The sequence below is a fragment of the Streptomyces sp. NPDC002911 genome (genome assembly GCF_053591835.1).
In genome coordinates this window covers 1-17,180 of the sequence record NZ_JBSFUO010000013.1, presented here as the reverse complement: position 1 = coordinate 17,180, position 17,180 = coordinate 1, and the positions used below count along the sequence as shown (strand labels likewise).

Genomic DNA, 17,180 nt, shown 5'->3' with positions numbered 1-17,180 from the left:
CGACAGCCGCCGGTCTGGCGGTTGCCTTGTCCGGTCACACCGGGGGCATGACGGGGGGTTGTTGGAGCAGGACGCTCAGATCACGGCCCGCTCTGCGCAGGGGGAGGTCGCCGAAGGCGGCGTCGTTGGGGGTGAGTTCCACTGTCAGCGCGCTCTTGTACTCGTGGATCAGGATGGAACGGTGACGGCCCGTCGTGTTCTTGCTGGCCCGGTGCGCGGTGAGGCAGTGCAGGAACAGCACCGACCCCGGGCGGGTGCGGACCGGCACGACCTCGTCGTCCTCAGGCACGGGCTCGTGGTGGCGGTGGCTTCCCGGCCATACGAGGGTGGCGCCGGACTCCGCGTCCATGTCGTCGAGGTAGATCAGTGCCGTGACCAGCTCGGGCCGGGTGTGCCGGTCGGTGTCGAGGTCGCGGTGCCAACCCTCTTCGGCTGTCAGCCCGGAGGGGCGAAGCCGCGCGAACCCCATGTGGAAGTTGATGTCGGGACCCAGCAACTCGCCGACCACGTCCAGGACCCGCTCGTCGTGGATCAGCGCGTACCAGTCGTCCCCGGCCAGCGGCGTATTGACGACCTTCCATACTGCGTACGGGTTGTAGGGGTCGAGGTGCGGCAGGGGTGTGTCGGACGCGGCGTGGACGTACAGCCGGGGATGTCCGGAGGCCGGAGGGTCGATGAGGCCGGACAGCATCGTCTTCATCTCCGCCACCTCGTCCTCGGAGTAGAGATCGACCACAAAATATCCGTCGCGCTCGAACGCGTCGCGGTTGTTCATCGCAGGGCTCCTCATGAACCGGTGCCGGCGTAGCGGTCGACCCCGCCTCGCCACAGCAGGACCGCAGGCAGGAACAACAGGGGGCCCGCGAGAGGCAGGGCCCAGACGAACGGTGAGTCAGTCTTGCCGAGGATGTAGAGGCAGGGGAAATAACCGACGAAGGCGAACGGTACGACCGTGGAGAACACGGCCATCAGCCACTTCGGATAGAAGCTCATCGGCAGCTGCGCGAAGCTGTCCAGGCGCCAGATCAGCATGCTCAGCATCGCGTCCTGACGCAACCAGAAGGACAGGGCCGTGACGGCGAGGTGCATGGCCGCGAGAACCAGAGCGGAACCGATCAGCGCCAGCGGGATGAAGATCAGTACCGGCCCGGAGACGTCCGCCCCGCTGACGTAGAGGGCGCTGCCCAGCATGCCTGTCCCGACGACGATCTCGATCCAGACGTCCGTGTCGACCTTCGAGAACAGAATGAGTGCCAGCGGACTCGTCGGACGGACCAGGAAGTGGTCGAGCTCTCCGCTGCGCACCATGTCCGGGATGTCGAGCGTGCCGAAGAAGACGGTGTTCCACAGCGCGCGGGCCACCGTGGTGAATCCCGTCAGCGCTGCCCACTCGGCGAGCGTCCAGCCGTGGACGCCGCCCGACGCGGAGAGGGCCAGCATGAAGACGGCCGCTCCGGAGACCGCCTGGACCAGAGCTCCGATGTTCGCGAGCACGACCTCACCCGGGTGCACCAAGTGGCTCCGGAAGTTCATCCGGGTGGCGAGCAGAGCGATTCCGGCGGACTTCCGCAGCCCGACCAGGGTGTCAGCCACCGGCGATCACCAGCTTCCGCAGGGCGGCGCGAGTGCACAGCACGCTGATTCCGGACAGCAGGACCGCCCAGCAGGCTCCCAGCGCGATGATCCGGCCGTCGACGAACGGGTCCCGGACCAGAGTGCCGACGGGAGTGTAGAAGCCGTGCACGAACGGGGTCCAGACCGCGGCGTCACGCAGCTCCCGCGGGTACAGCGAGACCGGCATCATCGAGCCGCCGAGCAGAAGCAGCAGGGCCTCCCGGATCTCGTTGAGGCCCTCGACACGTCGGATGAAGAACGCCGACAGACCGATCAGATAGCTGAAGTCGAACAGAATGACGAAGGCGATGGCGGACGTCAGTACCAGGCGCCCGGCGTAGGCGGGATCGAGGGTGAAGGGGTACAGCAGCACTCCTCCGGCGAACACCGCGGGCACGCCGACGAGTGCGGTGACGCCGAGCGTGCGGCCCAGGGCGGAGGAGAGCCACTGCGACAGGAACCCGGTGGGCAGCAGCAGTTCGGTCACGATCCGCCCGTCCCTGATCTTCCCCTCCAGTTGCCGGGCCAGCGCGAGTCCCGGCACGCAGAGCACCCAGATGGTTCCGGCCGCCGCGTACACCGTCGTCTGGTGCAGGGTCAGCCAGTCGGCCCGCGCGGAGTCGTCGCCGCCCGCGTAGACGGCACTCCAGAGGGCGACCTGAAGGCCGATCAGCAGGAGGGCGCCGATCCCTTGCGCGAACGCTCTGGTCCGGTAGTGGAAGGCCAGTTTCACCTGCATGCCGGCGATGGCCCGGTGGGTCCGCCACCACCGCCGCACGGCGGCCATCACGCGCCCCCCACGTAGAGGTCCTTGATGAGGGTCTCCAGGCTCGGAGCCTCGATCTGGACGTCGTCGACCTGCGGGTCGGAGAACAGCGCTGCGAGGAGCTCGCCGGGCAGCTCTCCCTGACTGAAGAGGTACGTGGTGATCGTGCGGGTCCGCTCCACGGCCTGGGCCGGTCCGGGCAGCGGGGGCAGCCGATGGCCAGGCGCGTGGTGGATCACGAGCTTGCGATGGCCGCCGCCGAGCGCGCGCAGTTCGTCGATCTGCCCGTCGTACACCAGCCGGCCGTCGTCGATCATGACGATCCGGTCGCAGATCGCCTCCACGTCCCGCAGGTCGTGGCTGGCCATGAGGACGGTCGGCGCGGTGTCCTGGCGAAGGTCGCGCAGGACGTCGCAGATGGCCTCCCGCGCGAAGATGTCGAGGCCGATGGTCGGTTCGTCGAGCAGCAGCAGACGCGGAGCGTGGAGCAACGTGCCCACCAGTTCGGCCCGGGTCCGGTTGCCGAGGGAGAGTTCGCGCACCGGGGTGTCGAGGTACCGCCCGATGTCGAGGCGGGCCACGAGGTGCTCGCGGCGGCGCCGGTAGACAGCCGGCTCGATGTCGTAGACCCGCCGGAGCAGCTCGTAGGAATCCTTCACCGGCAGGTCCCACCAGAGACTTGCCCGCTGAGCCGCGAGATACCCGAGCTCGGCGCAGAGGCGCCGACGGTCGCCGTGCGGATCGCGGCCGTCCACGGTGACCCGGCCGGCGGTCGGCGTGAGGATTCCGGCGAGGAGTTTCATGGTGGTGGACTTGCCGGCTCCGTTGAGCCCGATGTACCCGACCGCCTCGCCCTCGTCGACCCGCAGGTCGATCCCCCGCAACGCCTCCACCTCGCCGTTGACCCTGCGGAGCAGGCGGACGAGGCGACTGCCGGTTGCCGGCGGGCGGCGCACCCGGTAGGAGCGGTGCACGGATTCCAGCTGGACTCTCACGGGGACGCCCCTGTCGACACGTCGTCGGCGATGCGGTCGATCGCCGTCACTTCGGCGGGGGGCAGGGAGAACTCGCAGACCTCGAGGTTCGCGGTGAGGTGCGCGCGGGAGGCAGCCTTGGCCACGACGGGGACACCGTGTTCGAGGTGCCAGCGCAGCAGAACCTGATGGACGCCGCGGCCGTGACGCCCGGCGGTGGCCCGCAGTACGGGATGCCTCAGGTCGTTGTCGCTGAACGGGCTGTGTCCCTGGACCTCGATCCCGAGGGCGGCGTGGTGCGGAGCGAGCGCGGGGTCGAAGCAGCCGGGACCGAAGGCAACCTGGTTGACCGCGGGCACGACGCCTGAGCGGGCGACGAGGTCGTCCACCTGGGCGGTCCGGAAGTTACTCACGCCGATGGCACGGACCAGGCCCGCCTCCCGGGCCTCGATGAAGCGTTCCCACACGGCCAGGGACCCGTCGGCGTCCAACGGTCCGTGAATCAGCCAGAGGTCCAAGTACTCCACGCCGAGCAGGTCCAGGCTGCGCAACAGCGTCTCGCGTTCCCGTCCGGCGTTCTCTTCGGGGAACTTGGTGACGATCAGCAGGTCGTCGCGCTCGATGCCGGAGGCTCGGATTCCGACCCCCACCGCCTGCTCGTTGTCGTACCCGGTGGCGGTATCGACGCACCGGTATCCGAGGTCGACGGCCTCCTGCACCCCACGGCTCGCCGCCCGGCCCCACATCTGCCAGGTGCCCAGGCTCACCGGAGGCAGGCCGAACGGCAGGGTTCCCCCGCTCACCGGGCACGGCTCCCGCCGTCGCCGCCGGTCCTGCCGTCGAGCTGCTCGAACGTCGCGCCGACCGTCGTGAGCACCGCGTGGTTCGCCACGTCCCCGAGCACCTCGAAGTACCGCTTCGCGAAGTCGAGGTTGGACCGGTTGATGAAGTTGGCGGTGACGGAGACGGTACCCGTGAGGTTGTGCACCTCGTGGGCCCAACCGCTGGGCGTCACCACGATGTCTCCCGGCACTTGGACCAAGGTGACACCCTCCCCGCCGTACCCTCCCGGAACGCTGCTGCAGCCGGGAGGCAGCAGATGCCACTCCTCGGCGCGGTCGGGAGGGTGGAAGGTCCATCTCTTGCGCCCTGAGCAGAGCAGGTTCCATGCGGAGCTCGCCATCGTGTCGACATGCAGGGGAGAGCTGGTGCCGGCCCCGCCGATCATCAGCCACACCCAGTCCGGGCGTACGTCCGCGGGCAGCGCCAGCAGCCAGTTCAACCGGCGGACCTCGCGCGGGACGAGCTTCCACAGCTCCGGTTCGAACTCCGAGACCAGCTGGTTGCGCAGGTAGAGTCCCCGTGGACGAGTGGCCCCGAGCTCGTCGAGCATCTCCCGCAGCCTTACGGTCACCGCCCGGCGCTCGGAGTCCTCCGCCACCACAGGGCGGTCGGCGAGCTCCCGCAGGCGTGCCTCCCTCAGCGCGGCGCGGACCGGCCAGTCCCGGCCGGCTCCGCGCAGTACGGTGGGCCGGTCGCCGCACACCTGAGCGGCCGTACCGGCGTTGTCAGGCGTTGAAGTAGTCAACGCGGCTGCCCCCCTCCGCCTGGCGGGCCCAGTCCTCGCGGTGCCCCCGAAGTGCCTGGGCCCCGAAGGCGTTCTCGATGTCGGTCCGCGCGCGCAGGCCCTGTACGAGGTTCTCCCGCTCCGACACGCAGCGCGCCCGCTTCGCCGTCACCTTCTCGCGTACGGTCCCGGCCGGGTCCGACGCCCTGAAGGGCGCCTCCGGCACGGTCACCGTGCACATCGGCGCCGCCCAGCAGGTCCGGCAGGAACCGGCCTGCACTGCGTCGCGGAACATGCCGAGCTGCTCCACCCCGGCCAGCGGGTCGACGCCCCGGTCGGTGTGGCCGACGGCGAAGTCCGGGGACTGGAATTCGTACGACGAGTAGAGGGTGCCGTCCGAGCCGAGGACGAGGTACTCGTTCCCCGGAACGAGCTGGACACCCAGCAGATGTCCGAGCCGTGGACCGCCGTCCCGTTCGGGCTGGTTCAGGGCCCGGTGGAAGGAACGGTGGAGGAAGCCGTGGCTGAAGGCGAAGCGATACCGGCCCGACTGCTCCCGCTCGTCGTACGGCAGCCGGTGCGACGCCACGAAAAGGTCCCAGACCCGGCGCTGCTCGGCGAACATCTGCTGGAAGTCCGAGTACGACTCCTCACCTCCCGGCAGCAGCAGGTCGAAGTCCCAGGCCAACGCCCGCAGCGCGGTCGGCCACTCGCTGAAGTACCGGTACAGGGCGGCCTCGTCGAGCGGCGCCGACAGGACGCAGATGACGGCGACGCGCGAGGCGAAGTACTCGGGCCAGTTGTCCGCCAGCCAGTCGGCCCGCTCCCGTACCCGGTCATGGGTTCCCTTGCCTCGCGAGTCGATCCGGTAACGGTCGTGATTGGGGCCGTCGATCGAGATGTTGAGGTAGATGTCGTGCTCGACCAGGAAGTCGACGATCTCCGGGGACAGCAGCATGCCGTTGGAGTTGACCTGGATGATGAGGTTCTCCAGCCGTGAGTCGACCTCCTTCTTCCGCTCCTTCAGGGCAAGTACGGCCGTCCTCAACTGGTCGAACGCCAGCAGCGGCTCACCGCCGAAGAAATAGACCGCCCGTTGCGCGGGCTCCAGCCGCTCCTCTCCGGTGACGAACAGGTCGATCGCCGCCCGCACCATGTCGGTCTCGGGGGAAGCCGTACGGTGCGGGCGGGTCCCTGGATAGGCGCCGCCGTAATAGCAGTACGTGCAGCGGATGTTGCACTGCTCCGTGGGGTTGAGCATGAGTACCCGGACCCGCGGCTGCTCGAGACGCGCGTCCTGCGGCAGATCCGGGAACTGCCAGCCGGCTCCGTCGAACGGCCTGACCAGCGCGGCGAGCTCTGCGATCTCGGCCTCGGGGAACCCGGCCTCGACGCGCGCGGCCGAAGGCCCCTGGGCCCCTCCCTGGGCGGGCGGGTCCCAGCTCGCGGCGCGAAGCAACGCGGCCTGGCGGGAGGTGATCTCGTGGACTCTTCCGGTGGCAGGCGCGTACAGGTGGAAGCGCCCCACGTGCCGGTCGCTCTCCCACACCTTGTAGAGCCAGGTGCGGCCACGCTCATGACGGATCGTCACATCTTGTTCCCCCGGGTTGGCCCCGGTGGCGGACCCCTCGTGCGTCCGGATGTCGGGCCGGTCCGTCCGCTCGATCAGTTCGATCTGCCAGTCGTGCAGGCGGCGGGTTCGCTTCTGGTCTGCCGTGTTTGTGCTCATCTGCCCCTCGCTCGGTCGTCCAGCAGTGCCCGCAGGCAGCTCATGACGAGCGCGGAGATCGCCGCGCTCGTCGCACGGTTCTCGCGGTCGTCCTGGAGGGCCTCCACGATGTCGACGGCGACCACGCGCCGCGTACGGCAGACGTGCTCGATGGCGGCGAGCAGTTCCCGCAGGCGGTAGCCACCGGCTTCCGGGTGTCCGGTCGCAGGGAACTCCGTGGGGTCGATCACGTCGAGGTCGACCGACAGATACGTCGGGCCGTCGTCCCCGTGGTCCGCCGGCTCGGGGAAGCCGTACTCGTAGAGGCAGCGCAGGCTCTTCGGCAGAGGGCCGCAGGAGGCAGGCAGGTAGGTCCGTACGCCGTACAGCTCGCACGCGGTGACCACGCCCGTCTGGAACAGGTGGCCCAGGAAGTCGCCGTGGGTGATGTCGGTGACGCCGGGCATCGGCCGGGCGCTGAAGTCGCAGTGGGCATCGAAGCACACGACTCGCACCGGTCCGTGCTCGGCCGTCAGCCCCGTGACCACAGGGGCGGAGAGGCTGTGGTCCCCTCCGACGAACAGGGGGATCGCCCCCGTCCGGGCGAGCCGTTCAGTGAGACCGGTCAGCGCCCGGTAGTAGGCGGCCCGGCCCACCCGGGGGTCGATCGGTACTGCCCCGAGGTCGCCGAGGTCGAACACCCGGCGGCCGGCGAGCACCGGCCCACCGGTCAACGGGTCGATCAGCCCGCCCAGTGCTCCGTCATCATCGACGCTCCAGTCATGGCCGGGGCTGAGCTTGCGGAAGATCTCCGGTCCGTGGCGCTGGCCCGGCACGCCCGTCACACCGGCGTCGAACGGCAATCCCATGATCACCGCGTCGGCGACCAGGGAGCCCGATACAACGGAGTCGATGTCGGCCGCAGGAAGCCCCAACGCGCCCGCACCGGGCCGGATCGAGGTGTATGTCAAGAGTCCCGCCACCCGTCGGTCCGGCCGTCGGCGACAGTGACCAGGCGAGCCCGTAACAACGCTGAGACCAGAACCGATACGGCGGCCGCGGAGGTGCCTGCCCGGTCGGCCAGTTCCCCGATGCCGAGGCGTCGTGTCCGGACGAGCACCTCGCATGCCGTGTGGTGTGCGGCCGGTAGAACGAACTCCTGATCCGCGGCGGTGAGCACGAGATGTTCACCCCTGAGTTCGAGCAGGGGCGGCAGTACGGTCGCCAGTTCGACGACCGCCTCGGCCGGCGGTCGTGCCTTCACCACGTCCCACGGCAGGCTTGCGATGTCCCGGCCGCCGCTCCGGCGCCGTTCGGCGCCGAAGAAGTCATGCAGCGTCGACCCCTTCGCCTCGTTCACGAACGCCGTGACGAGCCGTTCGGCCTGCGCCCGCTGCTCCTCCGGCGTCCCCGCCCGGGTCAGGCTCTCCCGCACGTCGACATTGTCGAGAGCTCGGTACGCCACCCAGCGCAGCCAGTCGTAACCGGTGCGCCGAGTGAAGGCGAAGGTCAGGTGGAGGCTGAACTCGCCGCCCCCGCGCACGGTGTGCCACCAGCCGCGGGGCACATGGATCGCGTCGCCCGGTTCCAGCGTCTTCTCGAACAGCACGGTCTCCGGGCAGCGGGCCGGATCACTGTCTCCGTACTCCGGTAGCGGATGCTCCTCCGACGGCCCGTGCACCTGCCAGCTCTTGGTGCCGAGCACCTGGAGGACGAAGGTGTCCACCTCGTCGAAGTGGCTTGCGAAGGCCTGCGAGTCGTCGAAGGTGACGAAAAGATTACACGAGGCGGTCTCGCCGACCATCCGCATGACATCGTCGGTCGCGGCGCGGACCGCAGGGTGGATCCGGTCCAGCGAGTCGATGATGAGGCTGGCGCCGGATCGGATGAGCGAGAACGTCCTGGTCAGGTCGACCACGCGTTGGCCGGCCCGCATCACCGTGAATTCGTGCTCCGGCAGGGAACTGCCCCCGGTGCACAGCTTCAGCTCCGCGGGCTCGACGCGGCCCCGGGAGAGGATCTCGTTCAGGTCGTGCCAGGAGAAGTGCTCCCGGAGCAGCTCCGGGTCGAGATGCCGGAGCACCACGTCGGTGCTGAGGTGTTTCACCGCGAAGTCAGGGCCGAATGCGGCCGCCAATGCCCGGCCGAGTTCCGAGGCGGGTGACGTCATGATCTCGATTTCTCCCTTGTCGCCGCCGAACAGCGAAATTCCAGAGAAGGGATGCGGGAAACGGTCCCGCGCGTACCGAAGCCTTGCGGATCGATACGCGCAGGACCCTGGTCCCTACTTCACCGATTCACCGAACATCTGGGTGAAGTCTGGAACGCCTGCGCGGTTGTGTGTTTTGGCGAAGGTTGCCCGCGCCCTCTCGGCCACGGGGGAAACCTGGATCTCCACCTCGGGGAATTCCTGCTCCGAGGTGTTCCGTGCAGTGTTGTCGGCCATGTTTGCCTCCAAAGCGACGTTGCCGGCAGTTCTCGGCGAGAGTACGACAGGCTTTGTGGGGCGAACAAGAGGCGATACCCGGAAGTCCGTTTTACGGGCGCGGTCATAATTCCTGTACAGGAAAACATGTTCTAGTCGTACGGCTCGTCGTTCCACTGCGGGGCGGTTACCGTTCCGGACGCCCAGTCCCGGCGGAGGACCGCATAACCAACCGCGTCGTGAACCGTGCCGTCCGAGGACGGCCACGCGTCCCGGTAGTGCGATTCCTTGGCGTAGCCGCAGCGCAGGAGGGCGCGTCGCATAGGGCGGTTGTCCTGCCGTGTCGTGCCCTCGATGCGACGCACTTCCGGAAATTCTTCGAAGAGATACCTGGTCAGCCAGGTCACCGTCAGCGTGCCGATCCCGCGACCGCGGTCCGTGGCCCGGAGGCGCAGGTCGAACAGGGGTGTGTCGTCCGCCAGGTCCATGAGCCGGACCAGGCCGACGGTCTCCCCGTCGACGACCACCCAGAAGCTTCTGTTCTCCTCGCTCTCGAAACGACCCTCGGTGACCCACTGGCCTGCGGTCTCGCTGTCCACCTCCCTGACGCTGTGGAAGGGCCATTTCTCGCTGGTCAGAAAGCGGATCAGGGGCACGGTTTCGGACGCGGAGAGGCGTCGGAAGATAATATCCACGGTCGCCACCCTACGGTCCTCGATCACCCTGCGGTGTGCGGCGGGCCAGAAGTCGTGGTCAGAGGTTCGGTGCACCATTCGAGGGCCGAATATCGATGCCGACTTCTTATCAGGGCGGGGAACAATGCGCGCCTCAGAATGCTGGCGCTGCGGCTAGGGACTCAGCGGCTTCCTTCGGACGGGGTGAGTGGCGCGTTCTGGTTCCTCAAAAGGCTTCTGGGCGCGCGCCAAGCCCGCGCTGTCGCGTACGCCGCACGCTCGATGGCCGGAAATAGTGTACCGAAATGCAGTGGCCCTGACGCGCATCGACAACTCGGGCGGCCCGAGAGCGTAGTCCTGGAACGGGCGGCCCGGGACGGAATCGGCCAACTTTCGGAACAGGAGGAAATTCCGGCGGCTACGGAATGGCGCGCTCCGGCGCGCGCCGGGAATTCGCCGCGCGCGCCGGACTGTCGTGGTCCGGCGTCGGAGGCCTGGCGACCGCGGGCACGGCCATGGCGGCTCCCGCACCGGCACGGGAGCAGACGGTGGGCGCCGAGGCCGTCACACCGCTCGCGGTGGTCAACCTGGGGCTGGACACCGCGCAGGCGAAGAGCTGGCAGTGCCGGCTGAGCCGCACGGGTTACAACCCCGGCGCGATCGACGGGCAGCTGGGCACCAGCAGCTGGAAGGCAGCGCAGGAGAAGTTCAACGACCTCGGCTACAAGGCCGGTATTGTCGACGCAATCGTCGGAACCGACACGATCAAGGCGCTGCAGAGGTTCCTGAACCTCCACGGCGCCGGCCTTGCCGTCGACGGGGTCGCCGGATCGGCGGCCAAGGCCGCGTTCTGGAACTTCTCCGGCGCCCACCGCTGCTGAGCGGGCCGATCGCAGACACGTCGCGGCCCGTCCTCCGGCAAGGGGAGAGGACGGGCCGCCGCATGTCTGCTGCGGGCGTGGAGGCCGATGTCGACCGCGCGCGTGCCGTTCTCGCGTAGCACCAGCGACGCTGTCCCGGTTCCGGGAGGCAGTCCCACTCCAGATCCCACAGTCCAGTGACCGTGCGACGAGCGCGGTCAGAGCGGCGATCCAGGCCCTGCCTGCCTTGCCGAAGGTTCTGGCGTACGACGTGCCGGAGATCGCGGGCATCAACCGCATTCGACATGCTCACATCGGACTTCCTTCCATCAAGTCGAGTCGCTCGCCGCAACCTGTCGGAGCACAGAGGGGGCAATGCCAGGTGTGGACGTTCGTAGCCTTCCGCATCAGCGAAGCGATCAGGGCAGGCGCCGAGGACATGTGAGCGACGGCCTTCCAGCTGCATCACGGGCACCGTCCTGCCACGCGCGGAACAGGCCGGTCAGGAACGAGTGCCCTGTGCGTCATGCAGGAGAACCGGATGCGGAGGCTCGCCGTGCGCGGTCGCGCCCGGCGATCGCCTCGGCGACCTCTTGAACGGCGCCACGAAGAAGGTCACCGTAAGGATTCTGAGGCAGGGCGTGGGCGTGCGCTCCGGCCGCGTCGATGTGTTCGGTGGCTGCTTCGAAGGAGCCCAGACGGCGGTAGTTGTCGGCGAGATTGAGGTGCAGGGACGGGTAGAAGCCGGCGATGTGCAGGCTGGTGTGGTGCTCTTGGACGCGCTGCTCGGTCACGGCGTCGGCAGCGTCCAGGGCGCGGGTGTCCCATGCCAGGGCCTGTGCGGGATCTTCGTAGAGATCCGCCAGGTAGTGAGCGAGGGAGCAGCGGTGCAGCGGGTCGCCGGTGACACCGATCGCGGACCACAGGCTCAGCAGTTTCCGGCGGGCGGCGGTGACGTCTCCGGCTCGGCCCTCGGTGACGGCCTGGCCGATGGCTTCCATGGTCGGGTCGGGGTCGGCGGGTGCGGTGGTCATGGTGTGGTCCTCGAATTCTTCTCAGGCAGAGTGGCGGGACTTGACCGGCATGGCCAGGGTGGTGAGATCGCCACGGTCGGCGGAGCGGATCGTGACGGGCTGGTCGTGTCCTCTCAGGTCGAGCATCACGTCGGGGCCGATCGCGGTACTCACGGCGGGATAGAGCGTGGTCAGCTCGAACCAGATCCGAAGGGCCGGCCCCGTCGAGGTAGCCGGGAGCGGGATGCCGGGGTGCTCGCCGTCGGCTGACCGGACGTACATCCCGTGGCCGGCTATGTGGAGCGCGACGCGTTCCCCGGAGTGTTCTTCCAGGGCTCGCAGGAACAGGCCCTTCGAAACCGTCACACGGGTGGTGACCTCACCCAGGGACGTCAACATCAGGCGGTAGTCGGGGAACTCCCCGGGCAGCAGCCGGCAATGCCGGTCCTCCCGCTCGGCCACCCGGAGCCACATCCCGTGCGGCACCGCTTCGAGGCGCACCAGCGTACTGCGGCGGATCTCGGCGACCGCGGCCCGCAGCTCGTCCCCGTCGACCGTACCGGCCCATGTCCGACTCGGCGGTCCGGCCGGCACCAGGCTCCGGGTGGAGAGCCGGTACCGGTCGGTCGAGGTCAGGGTGACGGCCTCATGACCCGCCTCGACGCGCAGGCCGGCGAGTACCGGCATCCCCGGCTCACGTGCGGTCGCGGTCAGGACCTGTTCGACCGCGGCCGCCAGCACCGGGCCCTTCAGCACCGCAATCGGCAGACTCGGCACGTCGCCGAGCGCGGGCTTGATGAGCGCGGCCCTCTGCTGCGCCGCTGCGGCGTCCCCGACGACCTTCGCGACATGCTCGTCCACCAGCCGGGACGCCTCGGCGGCCCCCGCGTCGAGGACAGCCTCGACAGCGGCGAGGGGCATGGCGATCTCGCGGAGCTGACGCAGCACGGTCGCTCGCGCCACCTGGTCAGCGCTGTAGTAGCGGTAGCCCGAGGCCGAGTCGGTCTCGGCGGGGTTCAGCAGCCCGGAGTCGGCGTAGAACCGCAACGCGCTGGAGGTCAGACCACTGCGTCGGGCGAAGACCCCGATGGGCATCAGTTCAGAATTCGGCACCGAGCCATCATCGAGCTTCAACCAGCTCGAAGGTCAACACCACGAGCAGCGCCGCCGCCGGCCTCGCCGATCGCCCCGGCGGAACGGCACCGTTGACACCTTCACCACCCGTCACTACCGTCGCGGCAGGATTTCGGACGCAAGACGAAATTTCGAACGTGACGAAGAGGCAACTTCCCCCGTGAGGAGCCGCATCGACATGAGGACCAGCAGCGCTCCGACGGACAGCGGCAAACGCAGTCGGGCCGGCCAAGGCGGCCACCGGGGCAGCTCCGGGCCATGAACTCCCGTGAGTACCGCGACGACATCGACCGGAACACGACACGCCTACGCGCTGTGCGCCGCACCGGTGCACGCAGTACGGCCTTCCCAAGGGGTCCACTGTCATGCAGCACTCGTCTTCCTCGCACCAGCCGCCCCGCCTGCCCCGGAGCGTCAGCCGCCGTCGGCTCCTGGAGGGCGGGGCCGCCGGATTCGGCGCGCTCGTCCTCTCCACCCTCCCGGCAGCCGTCCCCGCAGGCACGGCCGCACGTGCCGACTCCGCCCCCACCGCCGGCGGCCCGCCGGCCAACGGCTACCCGGAGTGGAACAACAACATCGCGCTCTTCGACGTCGGCTCCGAGCCGCCCCACACCACGCTCATGCCGTACAGGGACGTCGACCAGGCCCTGGCCGGTGACCGGACACGCTCCCCGTATCGGCTCGACCTCGACGGGACGTGGAAGTTCGCCTACGCCGACCGCCCCGACGACCGCGACCCCGACTTCCACCGGACCGATCTCGACGATCAGTCCTGGGACACCATCCCGGTGCCGTCCTGCTGGCAGTTGCACGGCTACGACTTCCCGATCTACGCCAACATCACGTATCCCTGGTGGGGTGCCAACGGCCAGGGCGAGGAAGCGCAGCCGCCCTTCGCACCGACCCGCTACAACCCCGTCGGTCAGTACCGCCGCACGTTCGACGTTCCGCGGAAGTGGGCGGGACGGCAGGTGTTCCTGCACTTCGAGGGGGTGAAGTCCGCCCACTACGTGTGGATCAACGGTAAGCCGGTGGGTTACCGCGAGGACTCCTACACCTCCGCCGAGTACGACATCACTCCGTACCTCGAACAAGGCCGCAACCAGATCGCGGTGGAGGTCTACCGATTCTCCGACGGTGACTGGATGGAGGACCAGGACATGATCCGGCTGAGCGGAATCTTCCGCTCGGTCCACCTCTTCTCCACCCCCACCGTCCATCTGCGGGACTTCAAGCTCGACACCCCGCTCAGCGACGGCTACACCACCGCCGAGCTGTCCGTCACCGCCTCCGTGCGTGCCTACGGCGACGTCGCCGCCGGGAAAGAGACGTACACCGTCGAAACCCAGCTCTACGACGCCGACGGCCATCCGGTCTGGTCCCGCCCGCTGCGGCAGACCGCCGATGTCGTCTCCGCCCCGGCCGGCGGAGACGTGACCGTGCAGGCGGCCAAGACCGTGACGAGGCCGGAACTGTGGTCCGCCGAGCACCCGAACCTCTACACCGCCGTACTGCGGTTGCGTGACCCGGCGGGCAGGGTGACCGAGACACTGTCGCACCGGGTGGGCTTCCGTGAGTTCGCCCTCACTGACGGGCTGATGCGTATCAACGGCAAGCCCGTTTCCCTGCGCGGCACGAACCGGCACGAGATGCACCCCGAGCGCGGCATGTCGCTCACCCGGGCGGACATGGTCAAGGACATCGAAACCGTCAAGCGGCTGAACCTGAACACCGTCCGTACCTCCCACTACCCCAACAACCCGCTCTGGCTGGAGCTGGCGGACGAATACGGCCTGTACCTGGTGGACGAGACCAACCTCGAGACGCATGGCATCCGTGATTCCTACCCCGGCAGCCACCCCGACTGGACCGAGGCGTGCGTGGCCCGCGCCAAGAACATGGTCCACCGCGACAAGAACCACGCGTCCGCCGTCATCTGGTCACTCGGCAACGAGGCCGGCACCGGCTCCGCCTTCGTGGCCATGTACGACTGGATCCGTTCCTACGATTCCACGCGTGTCATCCAGTACGAGGGCGACGACCGTCCTGGGATCAGCGACATCCGCTCGGAGATGTACACCAAGCCGGCCCAGGTCGAGCAGCGTGCCAAGGACACCACCGACACCCGGCCGTTCGTCCTGATCGAGTACTCCCACGCAATGGGCAACTCAAGCGGCAACTTCAAGAAATACTGGGACATCATCCGCCGCTTCGATGTCCTTCAGGGCGGCTGGATCTGGGACTTCGCCGACCAGGCACTCACCTGGCCCACGCCGACACGCAAGATGTTCACGGAAACCGGCCCCGGTGCGGTGAGCGGGGAGATCCTCGCCCCCAGCGGCAGCTTCGACAGGGACACGGGCGTATCCGGGGGCACGGTCTTCGGACGCCACGCAGGCCTCGACATCACCGGCTCGTTGACCCTGGAGGCGTGGATCACGCAGAAGGTGAGCGGCAGTCACCAGCCCATCCTCGCCAAGGGCGACACCCAGTACGCGCTCAAGCAGACCGACGGCGACCTGGAGTTCTTCATCCACTCCGGCGGCCGGTGGATCACCGCGAGCTGGGCGGTGCCGCAGGGCTGGACCGGCACCGAACACCACATCGCGGGCGTCTTCGACGCGGCGGCGGCCACGCTGACCCTTTATGTCGACGGCGAGGTCAAGGCCACCCGGGCCGCTCCCCAGCGTCCCGACAGCAACAACGCGCCGGTCGCGCTCGCCACCGACGCGGACAACTGGACCCGCGAGTTCAGTGGCACCATCCGGCGGGCGCGCGTCTACGCCCGGGCCCTGACCGCGGCCGACCTCGCGTCCCGCTCCCGCGGCCCGGGCGACGACGACGTGCGACTCTGGTTCGACGCCGCCACCGTCGACTTCAAGGAGATCCGGCCCTCCGAGCCGACGTTCTACGCCTACGGCGGTGACTTCGGCGACAACCCGAACGACGGCAGTTTCAGCGCCGACGGCATCGTCACCGCCGACCGTGGGTACACCGGCAAGGCCGCGGAGATCAAGCGGGTTCTCCAGGCGGTCGACGTGGCGGCCACCGAAGGCGACGCGGACGCCCGGCTGATCACCGTCACCAACGAGTATCTGTTCACCAACCTCCGTGCGCTCGAAGGCAGCTGGGCCGTGGTCGCCGACGGCAAGGCGGTACAGCGCGGGAAGCTGACCCGCGCCCAGCTCGACATCGCCCCCCTGACCAGCAAGGCCATCACCGTCCCCTTCACCATGCCCGACGACCCGGCGCCGGGCACGGAATACTTCCTCCAGCTGACGTTCACCACGAAGGAGCCCACGAAGTGGGCGAAGGCCGGGTTCGAGGTGGCCGCACAACAGCTCCCCCTCGACGCCGGCAGCCCGGCCGTGACGCCTCAGCCGCTGGACTCCGTAGGGGCGCTTAGCTACCGGGACGGCGACGGCGCCGTGACGGTGACCGGTGAGGACTTCTCCGTCACCGTCGACCGGAGCAGCGGTGTCATCACCTCCTACGAGGCGGGCGGCGACCGGCTGATCACCTCGGGTCCCGCCCCGAACTTCTGGCGGGCACCCACCGACAACGACGTCGGCAACGGCCAGCCCGGCCGGAACGGCACCTGGCGCTACGCGGGCAGCGACCGGGAGGTGACCGGCTTCACGGTACGCGGACTGCGCGACCGGGCCGTCGAGATCACCGTCAGCGGCATCCTGCCCACCTCTACGGAGTCCACCTACACCACTACGTACACGGTGTTCGGCAACGGCGAGATCAAGGTCGACCACACCCTGCACCCGGGCACGGGTCTCCCGTACATCCCGGAGGTCGGCACCCTGCTCTTTCTGCCCGGCCGTCTGGAACACCTGCACTACTACGGCCGCGGCCCGCACGAGAACCACTGGGACCGCAACAACGGCACCGATGTGGGCGTGTACTCCGGCACCGTCTCCGAACAGTGGACCCCCTACGTCCGCCCGCAGGAGAACGGCAACAAGACAGACGTGCGGTGGGTGGCGCTGACGGACGCCAGTGGCAAGGGGCTGCTCGCCTCCGGCGAACAGCTGCTCGAGGTCAACGCCTCGCATTTCACGCCGGAGGACCTGTCGGCGGGCGCCCGCCACGACTACCAGCTGAACCCGCGGAACGACGTCGTCCTGCGGCTGAATCACCGGCAGATGGGGGTGGGCGGTGACGACAGCTGGGGCGCGCACACGCACGACGAGTACAAACTCTTCGCGGACAAGGATTACTCCTACAGCTACCGGCTGCGCCCGCTGACCGACCGGGACGGCGCGATGGACGCGTCGCGGCGGACGACGGCGACGGAGTTCTCCGCCTAGCCTCGCCGTTTCACTTGGGTACGCCTGGCTTGGGGGGGAAACGCGAAAGTGCCTTCCTGACCTGGGACGATGAACCTTGCTGAGGGGTTCTGTCGGTCCAGGCGGAGGGCACTTTCTACGTGCAGG

At 68.6% G+C, this 17,180-nt stretch carries 15 protein-coding genes; 2 read left to right on the top strand and 13 right to left on the bottom strand.

Annotation, left to right across the window (positions count from 1 at the left end):
- Nucleotides 1-34: 34 nt before the first annotated feature.
- The 11 genes from ACWD04_RS20730 to ACWD04_RS20680 all read right to left on the bottom strand — a co-directional run bounded on the left by ACWD04_RS20730 (nt 35) and on the right by ACWD04_RS20680 (nt 9,749).
- Nucleotides 35-775: a phytanoyl-CoA dioxygenase family protein gene (locus ACWD04_RS20730; protein ID WP_451133934.1), complete on the bottom strand. Its 741-nt coding sequence runs from the start codon at nt 773-775 to the stop codon at nt 35-37.
- An 11-nt stretch (nt 776-786) separates the two neighbouring features.
- The gene (locus ACWD04_RS20725) at nt 787-1,593 is read right to left on the bottom strand and encodes an ABC transporter permease (protein WP_451133932.1); all 807 of its coding nucleotides are present in this window, start codon (nt 1,591-1,593) and stop codon (nt 787-789) included.
- Complete coding sequence (locus ACWD04_RS20720) at nt 1,586-2,401, bottom strand: ABC-2 family transporter protein (RefSeq protein WP_451133930.1); 816 nt, start codon at nt 2,399-2,401, stop codon at nt 1,586-1,588. The genes ACWD04_RS20725 and ACWD04_RS20720 overlap by 8 nt, the downstream gene beginning before the upstream one ends.
- Nucleotides 2,401-3,375: an ATP-binding cassette domain-containing protein gene (locus tag ACWD04_RS20715; protein WP_451133928.1), complete on the bottom strand. Its 975-nt coding sequence runs from the start codon at nt 3,373-3,375 to the stop codon at nt 2,401-2,403. Before ACWD04_RS20715 ends, ACWD04_RS20720 begins: the two co-directional genes overlap by 1 nt.
- The gene (locus ACWD04_RS20710) at nt 3,372-4,157 is read right to left on the bottom strand and encodes an aldo/keto reductase (protein ID WP_451133926.1); all 786 of its coding nucleotides are present in this window, start codon (nt 4,155-4,157) and stop codon (nt 3,372-3,374) included. Before ACWD04_RS20710 ends, ACWD04_RS20715 begins: the two co-directional genes overlap by 4 nt.
- Entirely contained in the window at nt 4,154-4,942 is a 789-nt protein-coding gene (locus tag ACWD04_RS20705) for a cupin-like domain-containing protein (RefSeq protein WP_451133924.1), read from the bottom strand. Before ACWD04_RS20705 ends, ACWD04_RS20710 begins: the two co-directional genes overlap by 4 nt.
- Nucleotides 4,923-6,650 (bottom strand): radical SAM protein, encoded by a 1,728-nt coding sequence (locus tag ACWD04_RS20700; protein WP_451133922.1) that lies wholly within the window; start codon nt 6,648-6,650, stop codon nt 4,923-4,925. Before ACWD04_RS20700 ends, ACWD04_RS20705 begins: the two co-directional genes overlap by 20 nt.
- Nucleotides 6,647-7,600, bottom strand: coding sequence for an arginase family protein (locus ACWD04_RS20695; RefSeq protein ID WP_451133920.1), 954 nt, complete (start codon nt 7,598-7,600; stop codon nt 6,647-6,649). Before ACWD04_RS20695 ends, ACWD04_RS20700 begins: the two co-directional genes overlap by 4 nt.
- Nucleotides 7,597-8,799 (bottom strand): JmjC domain-containing protein, encoded by a 1,203-nt coding sequence (locus ACWD04_RS20690; protein WP_451133918.1) that lies wholly within the window; start codon nt 8,797-8,799, stop codon nt 7,597-7,599. Before ACWD04_RS20690 ends, ACWD04_RS20695 begins: the two co-directional genes overlap by 4 nt.
- Before the next feature lie 114 nt (nt 8,800-8,913).
- Nucleotides 8,914-9,075: a hypothetical protein gene (locus ACWD04_RS20685; RefSeq protein ID WP_451133916.1), complete on the bottom strand. Its 162-nt coding sequence runs from the start codon at nt 9,073-9,075 to the stop codon at nt 8,914-8,916.
- A 131-nt stretch (nt 9,076-9,206) separates the two neighbouring features.
- On the bottom strand, nt 9,207-9,749 hold the full coding sequence (locus tag ACWD04_RS20680; protein ID WP_451133914.1) for a GNAT family N-acetyltransferase: 543 nt from the start codon (nt 9,747-9,749) through the stop codon (nt 9,207-9,209).
- A gap of 404 nt (nt 9,750-10,153) precedes the next feature.
- On the opposite strand from ACWD04_RS20680, the gene ACWD04_RS20675 reads away from it, so the two are divergent.
- Complete coding sequence (locus ACWD04_RS20675; RefSeq protein ID WP_451133912.1) at nt 10,154-10,609, top strand: peptidoglycan-binding domain-containing protein; 456 nt, start codon at nt 10,154-10,156, stop codon at nt 10,607-10,609.
- Nucleotides 10,610-11,112: 503 nt separating this feature from the next.
- On the opposite strand, the gene ACWD04_RS20670 is transcribed toward ACWD04_RS20675, so the two are convergent.
- Both ACWD04_RS20670 and ACWD04_RS20665 read right to left on the bottom strand, forming a co-directional pair.
- Nucleotides 11,113-11,622: a hypothetical protein gene (locus ACWD04_RS20670; RefSeq protein WP_451133910.1), complete on the bottom strand. Its 510-nt coding sequence runs from the start codon at nt 11,620-11,622 to the stop codon at nt 11,113-11,115.
- A gap of 21 nt (nt 11,623-11,643) precedes the next feature.
- Nucleotides 11,644-12,714 (bottom strand): DNA polymerase III subunit beta family protein, encoded by a 1,071-nt coding sequence (locus tag ACWD04_RS20665; RefSeq protein WP_451133908.1) that lies wholly within the window; start codon nt 12,712-12,714, stop codon nt 11,644-11,646.
- 386 nt (nt 12,715-13,100) lie between these two features.
- Here ACWD04_RS20665 and ACWD04_RS20660 point away from each other — a divergent pair, with 386 nt between their 5' ends.
- A complete protein-coding gene (locus tag ACWD04_RS20660) occupies nt 13,101-17,054 on the top strand; it encodes a glycoside hydrolase family 2 TIM barrel-domain containing protein (RefSeq protein ID WP_451133906.1) in 3,954 nt (1,317 codons plus the stop codon).
- Nucleotides 17,055-17,180 lie beyond the last annotated feature (126 nt).

Excerpts from the sequence above, each read along its gene's own strand:
- ACWD04_RS20730 (WP_451133934.1), bottom strand. The coding sequence starts at position 775 with ATGAACAACCGCGACGCGTTCGAGCGCGACGGATATTTTGTGGTCGAT.
- ACWD04_RS20720 (WP_451133930.1), bottom strand. The coding sequence starts at position 2,401 with ATGGCCGCCGTGCGGCGGTGGTGGCGGACCCACCGGGCCATCGCCGGC.
- ACWD04_RS20700 (WP_451133922.1), bottom strand. The coding sequence starts at position 6,650 with ATGAGCACAAACACGGCAGACCAGAAGCGAACCCGCCGCCTGCACGAC.
- ACWD04_RS20690 (WP_451133918.1), bottom strand. The coding sequence starts at position 8,799 with ATGACGTCACCCGCCTCGGAACTCGGCCGGGCATTGGCGGCCGCATTC.
- ACWD04_RS20685 (WP_451133916.1), bottom strand. The coding sequence starts at position 9,075 with ATGGCCGACAACACTGCACGGAACACCTCGGAGCAGGAATTCCCCGAG.
- ACWD04_RS20675 (WP_451133912.1), top strand. The coding sequence starts at position 10,154 with ATGGCGCGCTCCGGCGCGCGCCGGGAATTCGCCGCGCGCGCCGGACTG.
- ACWD04_RS20670 (WP_451133910.1), bottom strand. The coding sequence starts at position 11,622 with ATGACCACCGCACCCGCCGACCCCGACCCGACCATGGAAGCCATCGGC.
- ACWD04_RS20660 (WP_451133906.1), top strand. The coding sequence starts at position 13,101 with ATGCAGCACTCGTCTTCCTCGCACCAGCCGCCCCGCCTGCCCCGGAGC.